This window comes from Pontibacter populi (assembly GCF_019336435.1).
GTDB lineage: Bacteria > Bacteroidota > Bacteroidia > Cytophagales > Hymenobacteraceae > Pontibacter > Pontibacter humidus.
On record NZ_JAHWXQ010000001.1, the window covers coordinates 369535 to 391048 of the forward strand.

General features: G+C 44.2%; 17 protein-coding genes. 8 read left to right on the plus strand and 9 right to left on the minus strand.

Annotation, left to right across the window (positions count from 1 at the left end; all coding sequences use genetic code 11):
- Positions 1–168: 168 nt before the first annotated feature.
- The 3 genes from KYK27_RS01565 to KYK27_RS01575 all read left to right on the plus strand — a co-directional run bounded on the left by KYK27_RS01565 (position 169) and on the right by KYK27_RS01575 (position 2017).
- Entirely contained in the window at positions 169–702 is a 534-nt protein-coding gene (locus KYK27_RS01565) for a general stress protein (RefSeq protein ID WP_199109186.1), read from the plus strand.
- A gap of 243 nt (positions 703–945) precedes the next feature.
- On the plus strand, positions 946–1350 hold the full coding sequence (locus tag KYK27_RS01570) for a response regulator (RefSeq protein WP_199108313.1): 405 nt from the start codon (positions 946–948) through the stop codon (positions 1348–1350).
- 73 nt (positions 1351–1423) lie between these two features.
- Positions 1424–2017, plus strand: coding sequence for a DUF4142 domain-containing protein (locus tag KYK27_RS01575; protein WP_199108314.1), 594 nt, complete (start codon positions 1424–1426; stop codon positions 2015–2017).
- Between the two features lie 17 nt (positions 2018–2034).
- Here the strand turns inward: KYK27_RS01575 and KYK27_RS01580 are convergent, their stop codons facing one another.
- Complete coding sequence (locus tag KYK27_RS01580) at positions 2035–2586, minus strand: arylesterase (RefSeq protein WP_199108315.1); 552 nt, start codon at positions 2584–2586, stop codon at positions 2035–2037.
- 95 nt (positions 2587–2681) lie between these two features.
- Positions 2682–3128 carry a ferritin-like domain-containing protein gene (locus tag KYK27_RS01585; protein WP_219337342.1) on the minus strand — a complete coding sequence of 149 codons (447 nt, stop codon included), beginning with the start codon at positions 3126–3128 and terminating at the stop codon, positions 2682–2684.
- A gap of 273 nt (positions 3129–3401) precedes the next feature.
- Here KYK27_RS01585 and KYK27_RS01590 point away from each other — a divergent pair, with 273 nt between their 5' ends.
- The gene (locus KYK27_RS01590; RefSeq protein WP_233150203.1) at positions 3402–5483 is read left to right on the plus strand and encodes a carboxy terminal-processing peptidase; all 2082 of its coding nucleotides are present in this window, start codon (positions 3402–3404) and stop codon (positions 5481–5483) included.
- Between the two features lie 980 nt (positions 5484–6463).
- Here the strand turns inward: KYK27_RS01590 and KYK27_RS01595 are convergent.
- The gene (locus KYK27_RS01595) at positions 6464–10810 is read right to left on the minus strand and encodes a choice-of-anchor J domain-containing protein (protein WP_199108318.1); all 4347 of its coding nucleotides are present in this window, start codon (positions 10808–10810) and stop codon (positions 6464–6466) included.
- Positions 10811–11241: 431 nt separating this feature from the next.
- Entirely contained in the window at positions 11242–12399 is a 1158-nt protein-coding gene (locus KYK27_RS01600) for an aminotransferase class I/II-fold pyridoxal phosphate-dependent enzyme (RefSeq protein ID WP_199108319.1), read from the minus strand.
- A gap of 207 nt (positions 12400–12606) precedes the next feature.
- On the opposite strand from KYK27_RS01600, the gene KYK27_RS01605 reads away from it, so the two are divergent.
- Positions 12607–13638, plus strand: coding sequence for a hypothetical protein (locus KYK27_RS01605; protein WP_199108320.1), 1032 nt, complete (start codon positions 12607–12609; stop codon positions 13636–13638).
- 681 nt (positions 13639–14319) lie between these two features.
- Positions 14320–15846 carry a lysine--tRNA ligase gene (gene lysS, locus KYK27_RS01610; RefSeq protein WP_199108321.1) on the plus strand — a complete coding sequence of 509 codons (1527 nt, stop codon included), beginning with the start codon at positions 14320–14322 and terminating at the stop codon, positions 15844–15846.
- Between the two features lie 73 nt (positions 15847–15919).
- Here the strand turns inward: lysS and KYK27_RS01615 are convergent, their stop codons facing one another.
- The 3 genes from KYK27_RS01615 to KYK27_RS18480 all read right to left on the minus strand — a co-directional run bounded on the left by KYK27_RS01615 (position 15920) and on the right by KYK27_RS18480 (position 17576).
- On the minus strand, positions 15920–16471 hold the full coding sequence (locus KYK27_RS01615) for a YtxH domain-containing protein (RefSeq protein WP_199108322.1): 552 nt from the start codon (positions 16469–16471) through the stop codon (positions 15920–15922).
- Between the two features lie 218 nt (positions 16472–16689).
- On the minus strand, positions 16690–17019 hold the full coding sequence (locus tag KYK27_RS01620) for a YtxH domain-containing protein (RefSeq protein ID WP_162427431.1): 330 nt from the start codon (positions 17017–17019) through the stop codon (positions 16690–16692).
- Between the two features lie 155 nt (positions 17020–17174).
- Positions 17175–17576, minus strand: a complete 402-nt coding sequence (locus KYK27_RS18480) for a CsbD family protein (protein ID WP_199108323.1) — start codon at positions 17574–17576, stop codon at positions 17175–17177.
- Between the two features lie 205 nt (positions 17577–17781).
- Between KYK27_RS18480 and KYK27_RS01630 the strand changes: the two genes are divergently transcribed.
- Positions 17782–18018: a kazal domain protein gene (locus tag KYK27_RS01630; RefSeq protein WP_199108324.1), complete on the plus strand. Its 237-nt coding sequence runs from the start codon at positions 17782–17784 to the stop codon at positions 18016–18018.
- 22 nt (positions 18019–18040) lie between these two features.
- Positions 18041–18412 carry a cupin domain-containing protein gene (locus KYK27_RS01635; RefSeq protein WP_199108325.1) on the plus strand — a complete coding sequence of 124 codons (372 nt, stop codon included), beginning with the start codon at positions 18041–18043 and terminating at the stop codon, positions 18410–18412.
- 519 nt (positions 18413–18931) lie between these two features.
- Here KYK27_RS01635 and KYK27_RS01640 read toward each other — a convergent pair.
- Both KYK27_RS01640 and recN read right to left on the minus strand, forming a co-directional pair.
- Complete coding sequence (locus KYK27_RS01640; protein WP_162427435.1) at positions 18932–19744, minus strand: enoyl-ACP reductase; 813 nt, start codon at positions 19742–19744, stop codon at positions 18932–18934.
- A gap of 89 nt (positions 19745–19833) precedes the next feature.
- Entirely contained in the window at positions 19834–21513 is a 1680-nt protein-coding gene (gene recN / locus KYK27_RS01645; RefSeq protein ID WP_199108326.1) for a DNA repair protein RecN, read from the minus strand.
- Position 21514 lies beyond the last annotated feature (1 nt).

The following is a 21514-nucleotide window of genomic DNA, read 5'->3' on the forward strand; positions in this document are numbered from 1 at the left end:
CACTTAAGAACTTCCTTCCTGTTTTGCGGGTCTTGTACTTCTAAAAGATCACGGCACGGGTGCTTCCGTAACCAAAAAAGACTTAACCCGTTATTATAATCCACAGCAAAAAGGAATTTTTACCTGATGCTGCAATATAAAACTGAATAAAAAACTAATAAAGCTATGATGAACAGAACAGAAAACACGGGCATGATGACAGCCATGTTCCGTGACAGAGACAGTGCAGAACGTGCATTTAACGAATTACGCGCACGTGGTTATGATAAAGATGATATTAACGTGGTAATGTCTGATGACGCCAGAAAGAAACACTTCAGAGGCGAAGACTCAGACCATACTACGGAGTTAGGTAATAAATCTCTGGAAGGTGCTGGCGCAGGTTCTGCCATAGGTGGTACGCTTGGTGCTATCGTTGGAGCAATTGCTGCCATCGGTACGTCAGTAGCTATTCCGGGCTTAGGCCTGGTGGTGGCTGGTCCGTTAGCTGCTGGTCTGGCTGGTGCTGGAGCTGGTGGTTTAACAGGTGGCCTTTTAGGTGCTTTAGTTGGCGCAGGTATACCTGAAGAACGCGCTAAAGTTTACGAAACTGGTATAAAAGAAGGTAATATTGTGCTTGGCTTTAAACCCCACAGCTCAGAAGATGCCCGCTATTTTGAGGAGCATTTCCAGAAGCATCGTGGTGAGCACATATATTATTAACAGTTAGTCATATAACTGGTAATTGAAAACGCCCGGCCTGTGCCGGGCGTTTTTGTTTTATACTAAAACTGGAGTTTTATAGTTAGAACATAGTTGGTTATCCTTTATTTTAAAAAGCACTACCCACTTCAATTCGTAAATTTTTTATCAGATTACCACAAAACTTAACTTGGCTGTTATAGATTTCTGCTTTATATTGCAATTCCAGATTAATACTCCCTTTTCCTTTTGGCCCTGATACCTATGTATAAACTCGAGCATATTCTTATAATAGATGACGATCAGATCAATAACCTGTTCTCACAGATCATTCTGGAAGATGCTAATGTTTGCAATATGGTTTCGGTGTGCCAGAGCACTATAGAGGCGCTGGAATTATTACGAAGCATGAACGGTAACCCGGACGCTACTTTCCCCGACCTGATACTATTGGATATTAACATGCCGGAACTTGATGGGTTCGATTTTCTGGAGCGCTACCACATGCTGGGCTACAACAACCTCTACAACACAGCCATTTCCATGTTCAGCACCTCAAACGACCCGTCGCATAAGGAACGTGTAAAGCATTTTAGTTCTGTGATCGGTTTTATTGAGAAACCGCTTTCCATGGCTTCGCTTCAGAACATACTGGCGCAGCAGATATAACACCTTAGTAAACAATTTGCTATAGTTTCGTATGCACTTAGGTAAACACTATATTTTACCTAACGCATAAACTATGAAACGCATTTTTACCGCCGCCTTCTTAATGGCCGCCACTACTTTAGTATCCTGCACACCTGACAAGAAAACAGAAGAAACAGAAATCGCAGAAGCAGGCTCTGACGGCCAAGGAGAAACTACAGCCTCAGACTCTACCTTAACCGATAATAAAAAGGAGCTACTGCAAACTATAGCCAGGCACACCAAACTGCAGCAGGAAATGAGTAAACTGGCTGCTCAGAAAGCGACGACTGATGAGGTAAAGCAATACGCCCAGCAAATGCAGCAACTAACTGCCACCAAGCAGACCGAACTACAGGAACTGGCGCAAACTTACAACGTACCCCTGGATACTACCCTGCAGGATGATCAGCAAAAGTACCTCACTAACTTAAACGAGAAACAAAAAGTTGATTTTGACAAAGCTTACTGGGAAAAAGTAACCGATGCACAGAAAGAAACTATAAAGGAATATGAAGATGTGCTGAAGGACGTTACGCAAGCCGACGCTACCGCTTTCGGAATCTGGGCACGTACCTCGGAGAAAGAACTCAGAGCACAGTACGAGGAAGCACTTAGACTACAATTAGCGTTAAAGAACCGAACCTAACACTTTAGTTGAATAATTTAAAGGAGATCTTTCAGGACGGCCCAGGTATGTTTTGCCAGTAGCTTCTGCCCTTCCCCATTAGGGTGTACGCCATCCGGCAGGTTTAAATGCCGCATACCGGCCACTCCTTCCAGTAAAAAAGGCACAAAAGACACATTATTTTTAATAGCCAGTTCCCGGAACAAGGCCCTGAACTCAGCTGCATAGCGCCCCGGCACTATAGCCGGTATCTCCATTCCTGACAGTATGATTTTTACATCGGGCCAGGTGCGCTTGGCTTTATCCAGCATTTCCTGCAGGTTTATAGTTGTCTCGCGGGTAGGTATGCCACGTAACCCGTCGTTTGCTCCTAGTGCCAGTACAAAAATGGCTACATCCTGGTTCAGCCATCTGTCCAGCCGGTGCACACCGCTGGCTGTTGTGTCGCCGCTTAGCCCGGCATTAATAACGTTGTAATCTGTATAGTTCTCTTCTTTTAGTTTCTCTTTTATCAGGTTTGGGTAGGCCTGCGAGGCTGGTAAACCATAACCGGCAGTTAAACTATCTCCAAAAAACAGGATATTCTTCATGCGTCGCCTTTGCTATAGTTATAGTATTGTACTTTAAAAACAGCAAAGGGCTACCGAACCGGCAACCCTTCGCTGTTTAAGGTATAGTTTGTAAATTAATCTGCTTTGGTTTTCATCTGCTTCAGGTGCTCGCAGGTAGTTAAGCTTGCCTGCTTTTGTTTTTCCACCATCTGTACTACTTCCTGCGGCAACTCTGCTTTGTGTTCAAGCGCATCGTTATAGGCTTTTTGTGCCCATTCTTCCCCATATAAATTCGAGTCGATGATGGCTTTTTCGTCTTTACCGGTAATGCCCGATTTCACATCCATCCAGCCTCTGTAAAGTTTACCTTTTATAGTTGTATCGTGCTGCATGTCGCCGCCTACACGGCTCAGCGTACTGTTCAGCTCGTTCGAGAACTGCTGACTCTGGCCAACCAGTTCATTATAGTATGCCTTGTGCGCTGGGTCCCGGGTTTCTTTTGCTGCAGTTTTGTATCCTTCAATTCTATCGTTTACAAACTGCGTCAGCTCATTTATAACTTCCGAGGTTCTTTCATTCATGTTTTTCATAGCTTTCATATTGATTATTTCATTCAAAACGAAAAAAAAGAGGATTCAGTTATAAGAAACATCTGCGAGCTACGTATGTTACCTGATAAACTACACCAACTTTACGTACAGGCAGGAACTCATTTGTGAAAAGATAACTTTTTATAGTACATTACATTCCGTAGGCTCCAACCTGACACTATAAGTTGCGGCACTACTTTTGTATAGATTTTGAAGTACAACTAACTTAACTAAATGCTATCCTTGACAACCAGACTAAAAATAATGTTATCGGTATTTGCAGTTATACTGCTGACGGCATCATTTATTTTTTACCGCTCCAACTCAACACCAGAGGGTAAAGAAGAGATACTGTTAAAAGTACTGATGCAGGGCCTTAATACCGGCCACTTCCAACCCGAAAAGGTAGATGATGACTTTTCTAAAAAAGCATTTAAACTATACCTCGAGCGTCTTGACTATAACAAGAAGTTCTTACTAAGCTCTGATGTAGCCAAGCTTCGCAAATACGAAACCGCTATAGATGACCAGTTACGCCAGGGCAGTTACGAATTCTTTAACCTTTCTGCTAACCTGATTGATCAGCGTACGAAAGAATCGCAGGCTTACTATAAAGAGATTCTTGCCAAGCCTTTCGATTTTACCAAAGACGAAACAATAGAACTTGACGGTGAGAAGCTGGCCTACGCTAAAGATAAGAACGAACTGAAAGAAGCATGGCGCAAGCAACTGAAGTATCAGACGCTGGTGCGCCTGGCAGACATGCAGAAAGAGCAGGAAAAAGCATCACAGAAAGGTGAGAAAAAAGAGACCAAAACTATGGAGCAGATGGAGACAGAAGCCCGCAAAAAGATTTTGGATCTGTATAATGACCTGTATACACGTCTTAACCGTGTAACTCTGGATGATCGCCGCGCAACGTATATCAACGCTATTGCTAATGTTTACGATCCGCATACAGGTTACTTCCCTCCTAAAGCCAAATCTGATTTCGATATAGAGTTTACCGGCCGGTTAGAGGGCATAGGTGCATCGCTACAGGAGAAAGATGGTCAGATAAAAGTAGCTGAAATTGTACCGGGTAGCCCATCGTATCTGCAAGGCGATTTGAAACCCGGCGATGCGATACAAAAAGTAGCGCAAGGCGATAAAGAACCGGTAATTGTAGAAGGCATGCGCCTGGATGATGCCATTCAGCTGATTCGCGGTAAAAAAGGTACAGAAGTCCGCCTTACCGTAAAAAAACCGAATGGTTCTACCAAAATTATCCCGATCATCCGCGATGTGATCGTATTTGAAGAAACGTATGCCCAGTCGGCCATGATTGATGGCAAAGACAAGATAGGTTACATTAAGCTACCTGGTTTTTATGCTGACTTTGAAAACAAAGGCGGCCCTAACAGCGGCGAAGATGTAAAACGTGAAGTAGAAAAACTGAAAGCCGCCGGTATGCAGGGCCTTGTGCTTGATTTACGTAACAACGGTGGTGGTTCGCTTAGCGATGCTGTAGAAATGGCAGGTCTGTTTATTCCGCAGGGCCCTATCGTTCAGGTTAAAGATGCGCGTGGCAAATCTATAGTTCTGGATGACCGTGATCCACAGGTGCAGTATGCAGGTCCGCTGGTTATACTGGTGAATGCTAACAGCGCATCTGCCTCCGAGATTCTGGCAGCTGCTATGCAGGACTATAAGCGTGCCGTAATTGTTGGTAGCCCAACGTATGGTAAAGGCACTGTGCAACAGTTTTTTGAACTAGACCAGGCCTTACCAGCACAGTTTGATGCTTACAAACCGTTTGGTGCCCTTAAGCTTACAACCCAGAAGTTCTACCGTGTAAATGGTGGTACTACACAGCTACGTGGTGTTACCCCTGACGTTATTCTGCCAGATGTATATGCTTACCTGGAATTCGGAGAGAAAGAGCAGGATTACCCGCTTCCGTTCGATGAAATTAAGCCGGCAAACTACAAGCCATGGACTAACTCTAAAGTAAGCCTGAGTTCAGTAAAAAGTAACAGCAAGGAGCGCATTAGCAAAAATGAAAGCTTCAAACTGATCGAAGAAAGTGCAGAACGCCTTAAAAAGCAGTCTGACAATACTGTTCGTTCATTAGCACTTACTAAGTACATGGAGGAAGAAAAACGTGCTGAAGCCGAAGCAAAACGCTACGAAGCAGCTCAGAAACAAGTACCTCTGCTTACTGTGAACAGGTTAGCAGAAGACCTGAAAGCACTTGGCACCGACACTGCTAAAGTTGCCCGTAACAAGGAGTTCTTAAAGAGCCTGAAGCAGGATATTTACCTGGAAGAAGCTGTTGAGATCATCACGAAGGATATGAAGTCATAGAAAACTGAATTTGTTAAACAAAAGAGCCGGTTAGCATTAGCCGGCTCTTTTTGTTTTTACGTCTTGTTTGTCATTCTGAATGATGTTAAGAAATCTGAGTTTACTATAGTTACTTCTCTATTGTCATTTCGACGTAAGGAGAAATCTATCTCGACTTAAGTTCGAGCAGCTACAGTTCTATAGTTTGATCCTCCACAACCTGAACCAAGCTATCCCTTCAAATTCCTTCTGATCCTGGGAGCTCTACATACCTATCGTTTCAAATTAGCATTGGTGCCCTCACGGCCGGGAGGCCTCGTCTTCGGGCATCGCGCGGTGTACATTTGCTTTGCTCCTGCGTCGCAATGCTTTCAGCACCACAAATCTACAAGGCGCTCAACCCAAAGACTGAAAAGTTTCTTATAGCTCTAGTCCTTTTATAGTTTGAACAGGTAAGCTTCGACTTTTACCGTGGCTATAGTTTCGAAGGGACAGGTAAACCTGTCCTACTCGCGGTGTGTAACTATAGCCAAGCTCCTTCCCCTGTTTTTAGGGGAAGGTTGGGAAGGGGTAAAGCTGTAACTATAGAACTATAGCAGTAACAGCAATAGTCCCCTCGAGGGGACTATAGGGGTGTTAAGGCAGTAACTATACAACAATACTTCTAGCTATAGCAATAGCAGAAATTCCCCTCGCGGGAGGGGCAGGAGTGGGTTAAAACTTCAACTATAGAATTGTGCCACTAACTATAGCAAAGGTCCAACCTCCCTTCTACCAAGATCCTTTCAGGATGACAAAGTGAGAAGGAAGTAAAAAAGAAAATTCCCCGCCTTCGACAAGGAGGGGCTGGTGGTGGTTGGATCACACCAACTACAGTACTATAGCTTAGCATTTCTAACAATGTCCAGCATTATAATCCCTTAGTCAAATTCAGTAATGCCATAAAACAAAGCGGCCTGCCGGAAATACCGGCAGGCCGCTTAAGCAAGGAGTTTTAAACCTTATTTCTTCACCATCTTCGTCTGGAAGAATTCTTTTCCAGTTTCGATAAGGATCATGTAGATACCAGAAGATAAGTTAGAAACCTGGTTATTCAGTTTTGTCTGAACTTCAGACTGAGTACCAGTAACGTTCATTACTTTTCTACCTTCAGTTGAGTAAACAACCATCGTAACTTTAGCAGTTGACGCTACACGCTCTGGCAGCAGCAGCCTTACATTACCACCGTTAACTATAGTTGGATATACACTAAACTGACCTTTTGTACCATCGGCAATACCAGTTGGTGTGTCGTTGGCCTCAATAGTGAATGTGTAGGTTTTAGCAGTTCCGATCGCCAGGCCATTGCTTACTGAAGCAATGTTGAATGAAACCTGCTCAGCACCTTCAGTGTCAGTATCATCGTTCACTGTAACATTAAACTTAACAGACGTAGCACCTGCTGGTACAGTTACTACCAGGTTACCGTTAGCAACCTCCGGAGATGTTATATAATCACCTGTTGTGCCATACGTTACCCCAGTTCCATTGGTAACTGCAATTGTAATCTGCTGCGCTACTACCGGTGCTTTATCAAGCGACAGGGTTACTTCTGTAGTACCGGCATCCTCTTTTACTTCTTTCGTCGCAACGGCAAAAGTAACGGTAGACTTGTCGTTGTCAGTGATGGTTAACACATAAGTGTTTGCTTCACCAACTATAACATTTGCATTAGCGTCTGTGATCTTGAAAGTTATCTGCTCATTAGCTTCTACTTCAGAATCATCATTTACAGAAACATCGAACTTAACAGAGGTAGCACCAGCCGGTACTGTTAAAACAATATTGCCATCAGCTGTTGCAGGGGCAGTCGCGTAGTCAGCTGTAGCGCCATAAGTAACACCTGTTCCGTTAGTCACTGCAACTGTAATTTGCTGATCAGCAATAGGTGCCTGATCAACAGTCAGCGTAACTTCAGTTACACCAGCGTTTTCACTTACTTCCTTAGCAGCTGCAGCAAAAGTAACAGTAGGTTTGTCGTTATCGGTAATTGTTAATGCGTAAGTTTTCGCTTCACCAATTACAAACCCGTTGCTCACATTCGTGATTTCAAATTCAACCTGTTCTGCTTTTTCGATTTCAGTATCATCGTTTACTGTAACATCGAACTTAACAGTAGTAGCACCGGCAGGAACTGTTAGTACAAGCTTACCATCAGCAACTTCTGGTGTTGTAGTGTAATCTTTAGTAGTTCCATAAACTATACCTGTACCATTTGTAACAGACACAGTGATTTGCTGCTCTGCAACTGGTGCCTGATCAAGGTTTAAAGTAACCTCAGTTTTACCTGCGTTCTCATTTACCTCTTTGGTAGCAGCAGCAAAAGAAACTACAGATTTATCGTTGTCTGTGATGGTTACTGTATAAGTACTAGTCGCACCTAAAGCAAGGTTTGCACTCTTGTCAGTGATCTGGAAAGTTACCTGCTCATTTGTTTCAACCAGGTTATCATCCGTTATCTCTAACTCAAAGGCCGCTGTAGTAGCGTTGGCAGGAACAGTTACTGTAACTACACCATTTGTGGCACCAGTTACAGTATAGTCTGCTGAAGATGCTGTTGCACCATTTGCCACACTTACAGTTACTGTTTGCTCAGTAGCCTGTGGAGCTGATAGCGTTAAATTCACATTGTACTTCTCTGATCCTTCAGCCTTTGTAGCAATAGCTTCTGTGAAAGCTACCGTTGGTGTAGCTGATAAGTTGAAGCGAGCCGAAACAGGCATGTGGTCAGAAGTTGTGTTTCTGAAGTTACTAATGCTATTCAGGAACTGGTTTTCGATTGAAATCGAACCATCAATATAGTCATCAGACAGTGTAGACGATACAGTGATATGATCCAGGAAGCTCTTGAATGAACCTGCCTCATATGTGTAGGCGCCCGTCTTGCTTAACTCAAGTGTCAGGGCTTTATAGTTGGCATCGGTCACAAATGCTTCAAAAGTAGATGGCAGATTATTAACTACAGATACATCTACATCATCATTATAGTCACCAAGGATCATGATGTTTTTACCAGTATAATGCGCATCCAGTGAGTCTTTTAGCATTTCTACATCGAACTTACGCTGAGTGTGTTTGCTTACATCTGTTCCGCTGTTCGCTCTTGTGTGCAGGTTAACCAGGTTGATGCTCTGCTTTACGTTATTTATAGTTGTCTCGAACTCAACCATAAATGGCAGACGACCACTTGCCCAGAACTTAGCACCACCTTCCGGATAGTTTGTAAATACCTCAGCATACTGTCCGTTTCTCACATCTTCGTAAAACTTGTTAAGCAGTACTTTCTGGCTTTTAACTTTTGCTACTTCCGGCTTGTACAGGAAGTATAGTTTTTGTGGCACCAGGTTTCTGGTTGCATCCCATGAGTAGGAGTAAGCATCTGAAACAACAAAGTTGTAACCTAACTCAGTTGCCAGACGCTGGATCTCTGTGTCATTTGAAACTTCCTGCAGGGCAAGAATATCAGCATTCAGGTCTGTGAAAACTTTTTTAGCATTGGCATATTGTACTGCTTCATCAGCTGGCCCAAGTTCAGCGCCTCTTTCATCTTTATCAGCACCAAACCATTCCATGTTCCAGGTAACGATATCAAGAGTTAAGCTCTTAAGTACTGAACTTCCAGTTACAGTGCCTAGTACCGCTTCAAATCCGCTAGCTGTAGTAGCTTTAATTGTACCTTCGAAACGCAGGGCAGTAGATTTAGGGAAGAAACGTATGAAAAGTTCTCCCGCTGCTGCCTCTGCTGCTGTGTAAGTTACAGACTGAGCAAAATTCACATTGTCTTTAGAAACCTCAAAGTCAACAAGGTTACTGGCAATAACAATGTCTTCAGTAAAGCCTAAAGCCTTAAAAGTAACATACTTTTCAGCCGTGTAAACTCCTTCGGCGAATGCACCAAAATCAAATGAGGCATTATCTGCAATAAATTTGCGTGGCTCATCTGTTACAGAGAAATCATCTAACGTCCAGCGGGAAGCACCATTTGCTTCCTCTATAGAAGTATAAACAAAAGCGATGTGTACTGAAGCTTGTTTGTATTGGTCAAGCAGGAATTCAGACTGTGTCCAAACTTCAGATCCAACAGCAGGTAAAGAAACATTTAGTTCTTTCCAGGTTGCTGTGGAAGGTGCACTTGTACCATCATAGTTTGTAGAAACCATTACTTTTAAAGCAGGACCATTAAATGCAGAGATAGTCCAGAAAGAAAGTACCGGGATGTTTAAGCCTGTTAAGTCAAGGGCTGAAGAAATAAGCCAGTCTTCGTTGTTGTTAGACTTGTTGTTAGCATAACCATTAAGCTGAACAGCATTACCGGTTCTTCCGAAGGTAGTACATCCCCAAACCTGATCACCTGTTACGCTCTGAGAAGTCCAGCCACCAGGTAGTGTAGTTCCGCAGTTATCAAAATTCTGAGCAAAAGGGCTTGCAACGGTAGCCTTAAGAGCAACAATTACATCCGTAGCATCTTTAGCTGAATGTGTTATGTTTCCTGTTACTTCACCTAAAGTTGCAGGCTTTACACGCACATAAATACGTGTATCCACAGCAAGGTCAGCACCTGAGAAAGTGAGTGTGTTTGTATAACCGTCAGTTTCTGATTTTGAGATTGTGAAAGGAGCATCAGCTGTAACAGTTACATTCTCACCTTCTGCAATATTCTTGGCAGATAGTAAGTAAGACCCTTGGAAAGTTGTGTTTACTGATTGCTCACCTAGGTTTAAAGTTGTTACGTCTGTTTTAAGGGTTCGTGTGGTTGGGCCAGCTGGTTCAAAAACAAGCTTAATGTTATCTATAGAAAGTGCCTGAGCGTTTGAAGAGCCCGTACCAGATGTCGCCGAATAATTCCAAGCAAAATATAGGTTACCAGTAACCGGTATATTAACATCTAATTTCTTCTCTGTAACACTTTGGGTTACCCCTGGTGCTACTGCGTAACCATTATTATCAGCATCCCCCGCGAAACTAACTTTGAAATCAGCGCCTGCGGAAGTCCAAGTTGTTCCATCATATGAATAATATAGTTCAATAGAAAATCCTTCAGTTCTTGTACCTTTTCTATATTTCTCAACATCGTAGGAAACTTCTATGGTATTTATGGTCTGTGAACCTGAATTAACGAAGTGAGCATACAAATTCCCGCTTTTTGTAGCAGTACTTGAAGATAGAAAACCTATTGCTCTGTCCTCGGATGAGCTTGATGCGCCGAAGTTGTAGATACCATTACCAGCGTTGTTGGCCATATTTGTACCGTCTGCACGTTCTGTTGCCGTAGCAGCACTTGAGTAGGGAGTAACTTCTCTCAAGTTCACACTTTTAGAGGCTTTCCAGTTCGCAGGCAGTGCAGCAGCAGCTACATTACCAATAGTGTTGAACTCTTGAGAAATTGTACTTCCCTTTTGGATACTTACCTGCCCCCAAGCCGTACTACTGCCCAAAAAGGCACAGCATACCAGCACAAGAGCGAATAGCTTTTGTAAATGTTTACTCATAATAAAGTTTGTATAGGTTGATTGATTACTTGTTGAGGGGCACGCAGCCAGGACCCATAAAAAGAGCCTTTACAAGAGCTTAGATCTGTGTGGAGCTGCCGCATAACACAAATCTAATAATTAAGCAGTTACTATATGTTATGGATATATAACATTATTATATGAATATGTAAATTCATTAATAAAGTACACGAATAATCAAAAAATTGCAAAAACAGAATATTTACAAACTCCTATAGTTTCACCTTTACTTATACTTTACGTAGTGCCTGCTCCAGGTCTTTAATGAGGTAATCCGGGTCTTCAAGACCGATAAAGAAACGAATCATGTTAAAAGGCAGGCTCGACTTATAGTTGCCAGTGTTATAAGATGCGGCGACCGGGTAAATCAGCGACTCGTGCCCTCCCCATGAAGCCGCCATTAAAAAATGTTTCAGGCTGTCGCAGAACAAATCTATTTTGGCGATGTCGTCAGTTTTAAGGGTAATAGTAAACTGGCCTGTGTTGCTGCGCATCTGCTTTTGCGCAAGCTCGTACTGCGGGTTATTTTCTATGAATGGCGAAAGTATCTGTTCTACCTTAGGATGTTGGCTCAGGTACTCCACTACTTTTCGGGTAGAGGCAGCTATACGGTCCATACGTACCGGTAGGGTACGCAGACCACGTATCAGCAGCCAGGCTGCGTGCGGATCGAGTACGGCACCCAGCGTCATATACTCCTGCACAAATATTTTATTTATCGTCTCGTACTTCCCGCAAATTATGCCACCCATCACATCAGAATGACCACCTATGTATTTTGTGCAGGAATGTACCACTAAATCTACGCCCATGGCCAGGGGGTTCTGGTAAAGCGGTGTTGCAAAGCTGTTATCTATAATGGTACTGCAGTTATGAGCACGGGCAATGGCAACTATAGCTTCAATATCCTGCAGTTCAAAGGTAAACGAGTTAGGACTTTCAAGGTACAGCAGTGTAGTATTTGGCTTCAGCGCATTCTTATAGTTGCTGGCATCCGTTCCGTCCACCATGGTTACTTCAACACCAAAGCGTGGCAGAAAAGACTTCATTAGGGTATTGGTCCAAGAGTAAGGCTTTTTAACACAAACCACATGGTCGCCGGCCTTAACCTGCGAGAGTACCGCTGCCGATACTGCCGCAATGCCACTGCCAAAAGCAATGGCATGCTCTGCCCCTTCCAGCGCTGCCATCTTTTTTTCGAGTATGGTTATGGTTGGGTTATTGCCCCGCGTGTAGAAGTATACATCCGATTCATTCTTCAGCATTTCGCGCATTTCAGCCACCGTTTTGCAGGCAAAATTGCTGGTTTGAATAATGGGCGGCGCTACAGCATTAAAGTATAGTTCGCGGTCTTCGCCAAGTTCGTTCAGGATGTAGGAAAGCTCCATAATTTATAGTTTGTCTTGCTCCTTCCCTAATACTATCATGCAGTTTTTATAGTTGCTTACAAGCTCAAATTCAGGCATTTACACATTCATCAAAAATAATTTTAACAATCATATAACTCATTGATTGACAGTGTTTTAATTTCATTATTTAGCACCAAAAACCTGCACTTTTTGCAACTGATACAGGCTCTGAAATGTTGAGTATACATGAAAGAGAAAGAAGAAGAAAACGTGGTAGCCTTATATGCCGGAGAGCAGCAACCCGACGTTCAGGAGTGGCAAAAATCCATCCCTGCGCAAGTGTTTCTGAATTACTTTTTTGCAATAAATTACCATATAAAAAACACAGCAGGTAACGGCCTGGATCAGCTCTCGTTTTTTAAAGAAGCTAAACCAGAACTTACTGAAAAAGATACTGAAGCTATAAAACGGCTGTTGCTTAATAGCTGGAGTACAGAGTATGCCTTGCGCGCTACTGCTGAGCTTGGCGATGAAGCTTATATGCGCAATGCCCTGCACTGGACTTTCCCGCAGGCGTACTACACCGTGTTTGCCGGGCTGCAGGCTTTTATGCGTACGTGTGGTATTAATACCAACAGCGATGCACTTGTATTGCGCGAGGCGGGACGCCTGGTAGTTAAAAACGCTTATCCGCATGCCATCAGCTTTTATGCGTCCGGTCATTTCGACGATTTTAATGTGCACCGTTTGCCGCTGGCGCATTATAAGCCGGGCTTGCAGATTGCAGGCAAAGAGCTGGAGGCACAGGCACAGATCGGGCAGTTTCTGCGCACTACCCGCCGCATGAAAGCGAAGGCTGTTCGTCAGTTCGTGCAGGGTAATACTAATACAGCTATCCGAAGTGGAAAGACAGGTGAGATATTGCAGAAATTTGGGCCACAGCATTGGCAGCAGCTAACCTGGCGTATTGGGTACACTACCTTGTTCGATCTGATGGCAAGATTGCGTATTTCCAGCTCTCACCGTGAGATTGAGCGTTTTGTGCAGGCTGAGATCGATTTCAAGTTATTCCATGAGTCGCTGTTGGAAATTGTGAGCTACCTGAATGGTATACACGAAGCGTATATTGCACAGGCTCTGGGTATTGAACAGTACGAAGCCTTTGTTAAGGAATTACCAAAGCATCTGCAGGAATCTTTTGTGGCAGCCAGGTTGCAGCAAACTATAAACCCACTACTCCGCCCCGACGAAGATTACCAACTCGGAGCAGCAGCATAAGCTTTTCCATTTTACTTATATTCCCCGGAACTCCTGCAGGTTTATACTTGCAGGAGTTTTTTTTGTCCAGTGGGTAAGTTGGGTTGGCAAGAGTAACCCACCCCTACCCCTCCCGAGAAGGGTTTTTCTGCCTTAGCTATAGTTTGGCTTTTTAGCCCTATAGTCAGCCTATTCTACCGCAAGTTTTCAACTTGTGGTTTTGTATGGCGTTGAGTTTTCAACTCAACTGGCACGGCAGGGACAAGAATTGTCTGAATCAGGATTTACAGAATTAATGGATGTACAGGATGAAAACATTGCTATAGTTGGAGGAAAAGTTTTATAGTTTCGGTGGTCCAACCACCCCTTTACCCCTCCTTGTCTAAGGCAGGAAGCTTTTAGGTTACTGCTATAGTTGAGGCTATAGTTCTATAGTTAGTGTTTCAACACCCCTATAGTCCCCTCAAAGGGACTATTGCTTCAATTGCTATAGTTTAGGCTATAGTTCTAAAGTTATAGTTGGTCATCCCCTACCCCCTTCCAAGGGGACTTTGCTGTAATGCTATAGTTGGCAACTATAGTTTTATAGCTAACCATCCAGCTATTTAACAATTAACTATCAGCAATTAACTTTTTAAAGCTGCCGATTATTTAGCAATTTTGCAGCTTGATTTTTAGACATCAATTTTAGTATAGAATCGCATGCAACTAAGCGAACAGGAACTGCGCCGCCGCCATGAGCGCGAAGAGCTGGAGAAAATGGGCATCAACCCATATCCATCTGAAACATTTGACGTTACGGCAACAGCCAAAGAGATAAAGGAGAACTTTGACAAGGAAAAGAACAATTACCAGGAAGTAACGCTGGCCGGCCGACTGATGAGCCGCCGCATTATGGGTAAAGCTTCTTTTGCTGAGCTAATGGACAGCACCGGTCGTATCCAGATCTATGTATCGAGAGATGACATTGCACCAGGCGAAGACAAAGAGATGTATAACACCGTGTTCAAGAAAATGCTGGACATCGGTGACTTTATCGGCGTGAAAGGCTATGCTTTTATAACGCAGGTGGGTGAGATTTCGGTGCATGTGACTGAGCTTACTGTGCTTACCAAATCGCTGCGCCCATTGCCTATAGTTAAGCGCGAAGTAGATGAGAACGGTGTAGAGCACGTGTACGATGCCTTCAGCGATCCTGAACTGCGCTACCGCCAGCGCTATGTGGACCTTATCGTTAACCCGCATGTGCGTGAGACATTTAAGAAGCGTACGCAACTGGTAAGTACCATGCGTAACTTCCTGTCAGAGAAAGGTTACCTGGAAGTAGAAACGCCAATTCTGCAGCCTATCCATGGTGGCGCGGCGGCCCGTCCGTTTAAAACGCACCACAATACCCTGGACATGACTCTGTACCTGCGTATTGCTAACGAACTATACCTGAAGCGCCTTATAGTTGGTGGTTTTGATGGAGTATTCGAGTTTGCAAAAGACTTCCGTAACGAAGGCATGAGCCGTTTCCATAACCCGGAGTTTACGGTAATGGAGCTTTACGTTACCTACAAAGACTATAACTGGATGATGGAGCTGGTAGAGGAAATGGTAGAGAAAGTTGCCCTTGCCCTGCACGGTAAAACTGAAGTTCAGGTGGGTGAGAACCTGATCAACTTTGCCCGCCCTTGGAAGCGCTACACGATGTACGAAGCCATCGAGCACTTCACCAAGATCGATATCTCGAACATGGAAGAGCCGGAACTACGCCAGGCTGCTCAGCAACTTGGTATCCATGTAGATCCAACGATGGGTAAAGCCAAGATCATTGATGAGATATTCGGTGAAACTGCAGAGCCTTATTTAATACAGCCGACCTTTATCACAGATTACCCTGTAGAAATGAGCCCGCTGGCTAAGAAGCACCGCAGCAAGCCAGGTCTGGTAGAGCGTTTCGAGGCGATCTGTAACGGTAAAGAAATTTGCAACGCCTTCTCTGAACTGAACGACCCTGTAGACCAGCGCGCCCGCTTTGAGGAGCAACTGGAACTGGCAAAACGCGGTGACGTAGAGGCGATGGCCCTTGACGAAGATTTCCTGCGTGCACTGGAGTATGGTATGCCGCCAACTGCCGGTTTAGGAGTAGGTATAGATCGCCTTTCTATGATCATGACCAACTCTAACTCTATTCAGGATGTGCTGTTCTTCCCGCAGATGAAGCCGGAGAAAAAAGACGAGTAGCTATAGTTGAACTATAAAACAAAAAGTCCCTGCTAAACTATAGCAGGGACTTTTTTATGAAGTTAGGTTTTACTTATAAGCAGCGTTGCATGTTAGTACCACCTGTTGGTCCTAAAGCAGGATCATTGTACATGGTATTAACTTCTGAGCTACTCTGGCTGGTTAAATTATTATAATCGCTGCTTGTGTGGCTCTTACTCTTACTCGTCCAGGATGTAACTTTTCCTTTTGTACTTCTAAAGCTCTTGCTTACTTTATTACTTAATGTAGTAGCTGAATTCCGAACCTGCTTACGGAGGTCTTTTCCTTTTTCGGGAGCAAGCAGGATGCCCGCTAAAACGCCAACACTTGCACCGGCAAGTACACCTGCCACTACCTGACCACCGGAAACTCCTTTACGCTTCGAGGTATGAGAAACAGATTTACCGGTTCTACTGGTTTCAGTTGACCTTCCGCCAAGCCCTTGGCCTTCATGTCCCCAATCATCATTATAAGGAGTACGGGATGTATGACTTCCGGTATTTGCAGTTGATGTTACATCAGATTGTCTCATCTGCCGCACATTGGCATTTGTATAGTTGGTTTTATTTTCTCCAAGGCTTCTGCATTCCAGGGTTGTTTTCATAGTTATGGGGTTTAAAGTTGTGTTAAAATGAGTAAACGCATCGTGCTGCTTAATTAGTATAAACGTAGCCCTTTACCCTAAAGTTAGAAACGCATAAAAACAAAGCGCCCGCTCCGGATAGAGCAGGCGCTTTATAAGTGTGCAACACTAAATGCGGTTACCTCAGCGAGCTGGTAAGCTCCAGCAACAATCTTTACCGGTGCACAGAGTTAGATGTATTAAGCATTTCCGCCAGTAGCAGAACCACCGGTTGAGCTGTTGCCACCAGTTGTGCCGGATTTCTGAGAACCTGAAGTAGTAGAGCCAGATCCTGACATACCAGACTTCATTTCACCAAATTTATCCATAGCACCGGCGCTCATGTTCTTGATCTCATCCAGCCCAGTCTGAAGATTTTTCTCCAAGTCTTTGCTCATTTTAGAAGCCCATTTCTTAACACTTGTTCTTGTAACTTCACCAGTGTCTGGGGCCATCATTAAACCAGCAATAACACCAGCGCTGGCACCAGCCAGAAGTGCTAATATTATTTTACCGCTATTGTCCTTCATAGTCGTATTTTTATTTAAGATTAATATAGTTTTTAACTATTAATTGTTCGTGCCTTGATAACGTCTAAATATAGTATTTAGTTATATCTTTAGTATAGAATATACTTATAATTCTAATAAAGGCACAAAAATCTTATGCAGTTATGCTTAAACGACTATTTTAAACTGTTACGGATGTTATCAATCATGCTAACGATGTCTTCTTTCGTTTTACCTAACTTGATCTGAAGGCGGCCAAACAGTTCATCTTCTTTGCCCTCCGCATAGGTCAGATCCTCTTCGGTAAGCTCAGCATAATTCTGCTTTAACTGTCCTTTTACATCGTCCCAGGTGCCGTGCATAACCAGACTGCTGCCTGCACCAGTTGTGCCGGATTTCTCCAGTTTGCTCATCCAGTTTTTCATGGTTCTTTCCATGTCTTCGCCAGCTTTTGTAAGGCTGCGCTTAACGCTGTCGCGTGTTGTTTGTCCGTTGTCCGGGGCTAGCAGAATACCTGCAACAATGCCCGCACCAATACCTGATAGTGTCGCTAAAAGGATCTTTCCGTTCTTATCCATTTTTTATTTTTGTGAGGTTTTAAGTATATGTGAAGGTGCCGGACGAGCCAGCCAACTCCTACTTGAATTTAATGGCGTATACTCCTACAATTAGTTGTAATTTCGCGCTTCAGTTTACATACGGCAACCTTACTTGTTAGTTAGCTTAAGTATAAACACCAGCGTTACTGAACCCGATAAATACTTACTCTTAAACCTTAGTACTATGAAAAAATCTGTAGCAACACTCGCTATATTCTGCCTGGGCGCCTTTTTCGCATGCAAAACCACCGAAGAACAAACCGCCTGTATCGACCCCACAAAAATTAACCCCGATGGCATCTGCACCATGCAGTACGACCCTGTTTGCGGCTGCGACAACAAAACGTACGGCAATGCCTGCGTTGCCAACAACGCCGGCGTTATATCTTACACAAAAGGCGAATGCCCAACCCAGAACTAGGTCAAACTATAGCAGCTGAAAGATGAGCGAGAAAAAATACATCAAGCAGACCAAACCGTTCCGGGTGCCTACCACTGATGGCAAACTTATAGAAGAACACTTCGGGCACGCCTCTACCCGCACCGATGCCTTTAGTGTTGCCCACATGATTGCACCACCGCACTGGAGCGAACCGCACCAAACCCCGGATTTTGACGAGATAACTATAGTTACCCGCGGCCGGAAACTTATTGAGATAGATGGTGAGGAAGTAGAAGTAAAAGCCGGAGAAACGATCCTTATAAAAGCAGGTACCCGCATCCGTTACGCTAACCCGTACGACGAAGAAACCGAATACTGGTCTGTCTGCATTCCAGCCTTCGATATCAGTGCTGTGCACCGCGAGGATGCTTGATTTGAAGCAGTAGAGATTTGGGAATGTGAGGTTGCTCCGGACAACTATAGAATACAAAAAAGCCGCTGCTATAGTTTAGCAGCGGCTTTTTTCGATATTATTCTGCCGCCAATTTGAGCGCAGCGCTAACTGGTGGTCAAATATGGCAGCTAGTTTGTAACTGGTTTTGCTTTGGAAAAGCAAGGACAACTATGACCCCAACTATAGAACTATAGATCCAGATTCCAACTATAAATCAAAGTCCTCTTTTGAGAGGGGCTGAGGACGACAAACTGCTACTATGAAACTATAATCTCAGCTATTGCTGTAACTATAAATCTACTCCACTATACTTTTCTGGTCACGCAGAACGCCAGTTACAAACTGGCTCTAAGCAAAACCACAAGTTACGCTAACGCTAAACTTGCGGTATCTAAGAACAACTATAAAACAAAAATGCCCGGCTAAACTATAGCCGGGCATTTTTATATTTCAGGGTGCAAAGATCATTTGCTAACCTTCACACTCCAGATTTTCAAATTACTTAGAGATCATCTCCACGATATCTTCTGAGATACCCATCGTAGAGAAGCCACCGTCGTGCATCAGGTTCTGCATGGTAACGTAACGGGTTAGGTCAGAGAACAGCGTAACGCAATAGTCAGCGCAGGCATCAGCCGGGGCGTTACCAAGCGGCGACATTTTATCAGCATACTCGAAGAACGCATCGAAACCACCTACACCAGTACCGGCTGTAGTTTTAGTCGGTGACTGCGACACCGTGTTTACACGTACTTTTTTGGCACGGCCTAAACGGTAGCCATAGTTACGGGCAATAGATTCCAGCACTGCCTTGGCATGCGACATGTCGGTATAATCAGGGAATACACGCTGCGCTGCAATGTATGACAGGGCAACTATAGAACCCCACTCGCTCATGGCATCCTGCTTTTCAGCTACGTGCATTACTTTGTGGAAAGAGATAGCCGAAATGTCCAGCGTTTTCAGGAACCACTCGTAGTTCAGGTCGCCATAAGACTTACCTTTACGGATGTTCGGGCTCATACCAATTGAGTGCAATACAAAGTCGATCTTGCCACCCAGAATTTCCTGTGCCTGTGTAAACAGGTTCTCCAGGTCCTCTACCGAAGTAGCATCAGCCGGAATGATCTGCGCGTTGCAGTGTTCCGCCAATTTATTGATCTCGCCCATACGCATTGCAATAGGTGCGTTCGTTAATACAAACTCCGCTCCTTCTTCATGCGCACGCATTGCTACTTTCCATGCGATAGATTTTTCATCCAGTGCACCGAATATGATTCCTCTTTTTCCTTTTAAAAGATTATATGACATTTCTTTATCAAGTTAATATTGTTCCTTTTTCAGAATCCCCGCTAAAATAAGCAGTAGCAGGAATTACGTGGCAATATAGTAATATCTTATTACAGTGAAAGCAACTCCTTTGCACTTTGATATGCATTGGCGCTCGGGTTTGCACCGGCTATCATGTGGGCGATCTCGTTCACACGCTCTTCTTCGTTCAGTTGCTTAATGCGGCTTATCGTTCTGTCTTCGCGGTCCTCTTTGTAAACAAAGTAATGGTAATCGCCTTGCGCGGCAATTTGCGGCAAGTGCGAAATAGCGATAATTTGGTGTTTCTGCGCCATTTGCTGCATCATACGACCAACTTTTACGGCCACTTCACCTGATATACCTGTATCGATCTCATCGAAAACTATAGTTGGCAACGCCGTTTTATCGGCCAGCATATATTTCACGCTCAGCATTAACCTGGAGAATTCACCACCTGAGGCAGCTTTTACCAGCGTTTGCGGCTGGGCGCCTTTGTTGGCACTGAACAGAATACTGATCTCATCGGTACCCGTGGCGGTAGGTTGTGCTTCTTTGTGCTGAATAACAATGCGCGCATTCGGCATGCCCAGGTCAGCTACCAGATTGTGAAGTTCCTGCTCAAACTTGGCAAAGGATGACTGTCTTCTGTCAGATAACTCTTTCGCTTTTTTCAGAACATCCTGGTACGCAGCGTCCATTTCCTTTTTGGTTTTGGCAATGGCGTTATCCAGGTTCAGCACATTCCCAACTTTGTTTGCCAGCTCATCCTGAATAGCCAACAACTCGGCTATAGTTTGCACCTGGTGCTTGCGCTGCAAAGTATAGATCATGTTCAGGCGCTCCTGTACTTCCAGGGTGCGCTGAGGATCAGCTTCGGTTCTGCGCTCAGCATCTTCCAGCTCACCGGCAATATCGTTTAGCTCAATCAGGGCACTTTCGGCGCGGGTACGCAGCTCATCATATTTAGACGAGAACTGCGAAAGCTGACCAATTAAATAAGCTGTATCTTTTAACGCAGAGGTAATATTAAAGTCAGATTCTGTGAGGCTTTGCACAGCCTGCGTCAGTTTCAGTTTAATATCTTCGGCATTTTCCAGTTGCTTCAGTTCTTCTTCCAGAGTTTCCTGCTCGTCTGCTTCCAGTTTCGCCTCATCAAATTCATTCAGCAAAAAGGTATTGTAATCGAGCTCTTTCTGCGACTGGGCCAACTGGTCCTCCAGCTTTTTGTACTCTGACTCCAGCTTTTTATAGCCTCGGTAGGTTTCGCTATAAGCCTTCAGGTACGATAGGTTGCCGGCATAAATATCCAGCGAGGTATTGCCTGCATAAATATCCAGGATGTTCAGCTGATAGCTGGTGTCTCCTAACTGCAACGTATCGTGCTGCGAGTGCACGTCCATCAGGTTTTCCCCGATTTTACGGATCACATCCAAGGTAACAGGTGTGTCGTTCACAAAGGCTCGGCTCTTACCACTTGGGCTTATCTCGCGGCGCAGGATGCAGGTATTGTCAAAATCCAGGTCTTCGGCAGAAAAAACTTCCTGCAGGTTGTACTGCGAGATATCAAAAACGCCTTCTATTACACATTTCTGTTCCTGGTTAAAAAGCAGTTTGGTATCGGCACGGTTACCCAGCAGCAAGCCAATGGCTCCCAGCATGATAGATTTACCTGCACCGGTCTCACCGGTAATAATGTTCAGCACCGGAGACGGATGCATTTCCAGCTGCTCAATTAAGGCGTAATTTTTTATTTTAAGGTCAATCAGCATA

What these genes read in the sequence shown, in the direction of transcription:
- KYK27_RS01565 (WP_199109186.1), top strand. Translation starts at nt 169, where the DNA reads ATGAACAGAACAGAAAACACGGGCATGATGACAGCCATGTTCCGTGAC.
- KYK27_RS01570 (WP_199108313.1), top strand. Translation starts at nt 946, where the DNA reads ATGTATAAACTCGAGCATATTCTTATAATAGATGACGATCAGATCAAT.
- KYK27_RS01575 (WP_199108314.1), top strand. Translation starts at nt 1,424, where the DNA reads ATGAAACGCATTTTTACCGCCGCCTTCTTAATGGCCGCCACTACTTTA.
- KYK27_RS01580 (WP_199108315.1), bottom strand. Translation starts at nt 2,586, where the DNA reads ATGAAGAATATCCTGTTTTTTGGAGATAGTTTAACTGCCGGTTATGGT.
- KYK27_RS01585 (WP_219337342.1), bottom strand. Translation starts at nt 3,128, where the DNA reads ATGAATGAAAGAACCTCGGAAGTTATAAATGAGCTGACGCAGTTTGTA.
- KYK27_RS01590 (WP_233150203.1), top strand. Translation starts at nt 3,402, where the DNA reads ATGTTATCGGTATTTGCAGTTATACTGCTGACGGCATCATTTATTTTT.
- KYK27_RS01600 (WP_199108319.1), bottom strand. Translation starts at nt 12,399, where the DNA reads ATGGAGCTTTCCTACATCCTGAACGAACTTGGCGAAGACCGCGAACTA.
- KYK27_RS01605 (WP_199108320.1), top strand. Translation starts at nt 12,607, where the DNA reads ATGAAAGAGAAAGAAGAAGAAAACGTGGTAGCCTTATATGCCGGAGAG.
- lysS (WP_199108321.1), top strand. Translation starts at nt 14,320, where the DNA reads ATGCAACTAAGCGAACAGGAACTGCGCCGCCGCCATGAGCGCGAAGAG.
- KYK27_RS01615 (WP_199108322.1), bottom strand. Translation starts at nt 16,471, where the DNA reads ATGAAAACAACCCTGGAATGCAGAAGCCTTGGAGAAAATAAAACCAAC.
- KYK27_RS01620 (WP_162427431.1), bottom strand. Translation starts at nt 17,019, where the DNA reads ATGAAGGACAATAGCGGTAAAATAATATTAGCACTTCTGGCTGGTGCC.
- KYK27_RS18480 (WP_199108323.1), bottom strand. Translation starts at nt 17,576, where the DNA reads ATGGATAAGAACGGAAAGATCCTTTTAGCGACACTATCAGGTATTGGT.
- KYK27_RS01630 (WP_199108324.1), top strand. Translation starts at nt 17,782, where the DNA reads ATGAAAAAATCTGTAGCAACACTCGCTATATTCTGCCTGGGCGCCTTT.
- KYK27_RS01635 (WP_199108325.1), top strand. Translation starts at nt 18,041, where the DNA reads ATGAGCGAGAAAAAATACATCAAGCAGACCAAACCGTTCCGGGTGCCT.
- KYK27_RS01640 (WP_162427435.1), bottom strand. Translation starts at nt 19,744, where the DNA reads ATGTCATATAATCTTTTAAAAGGAAAAAGAGGAATCATATTCGGTGCA.
- recN (WP_199108326.1), bottom strand. Translation starts at nt 21,513, where the DNA reads ATGCTGATTGACCTTAAAATAAAAAATTACGCCTTAATTGAGCAGCTG.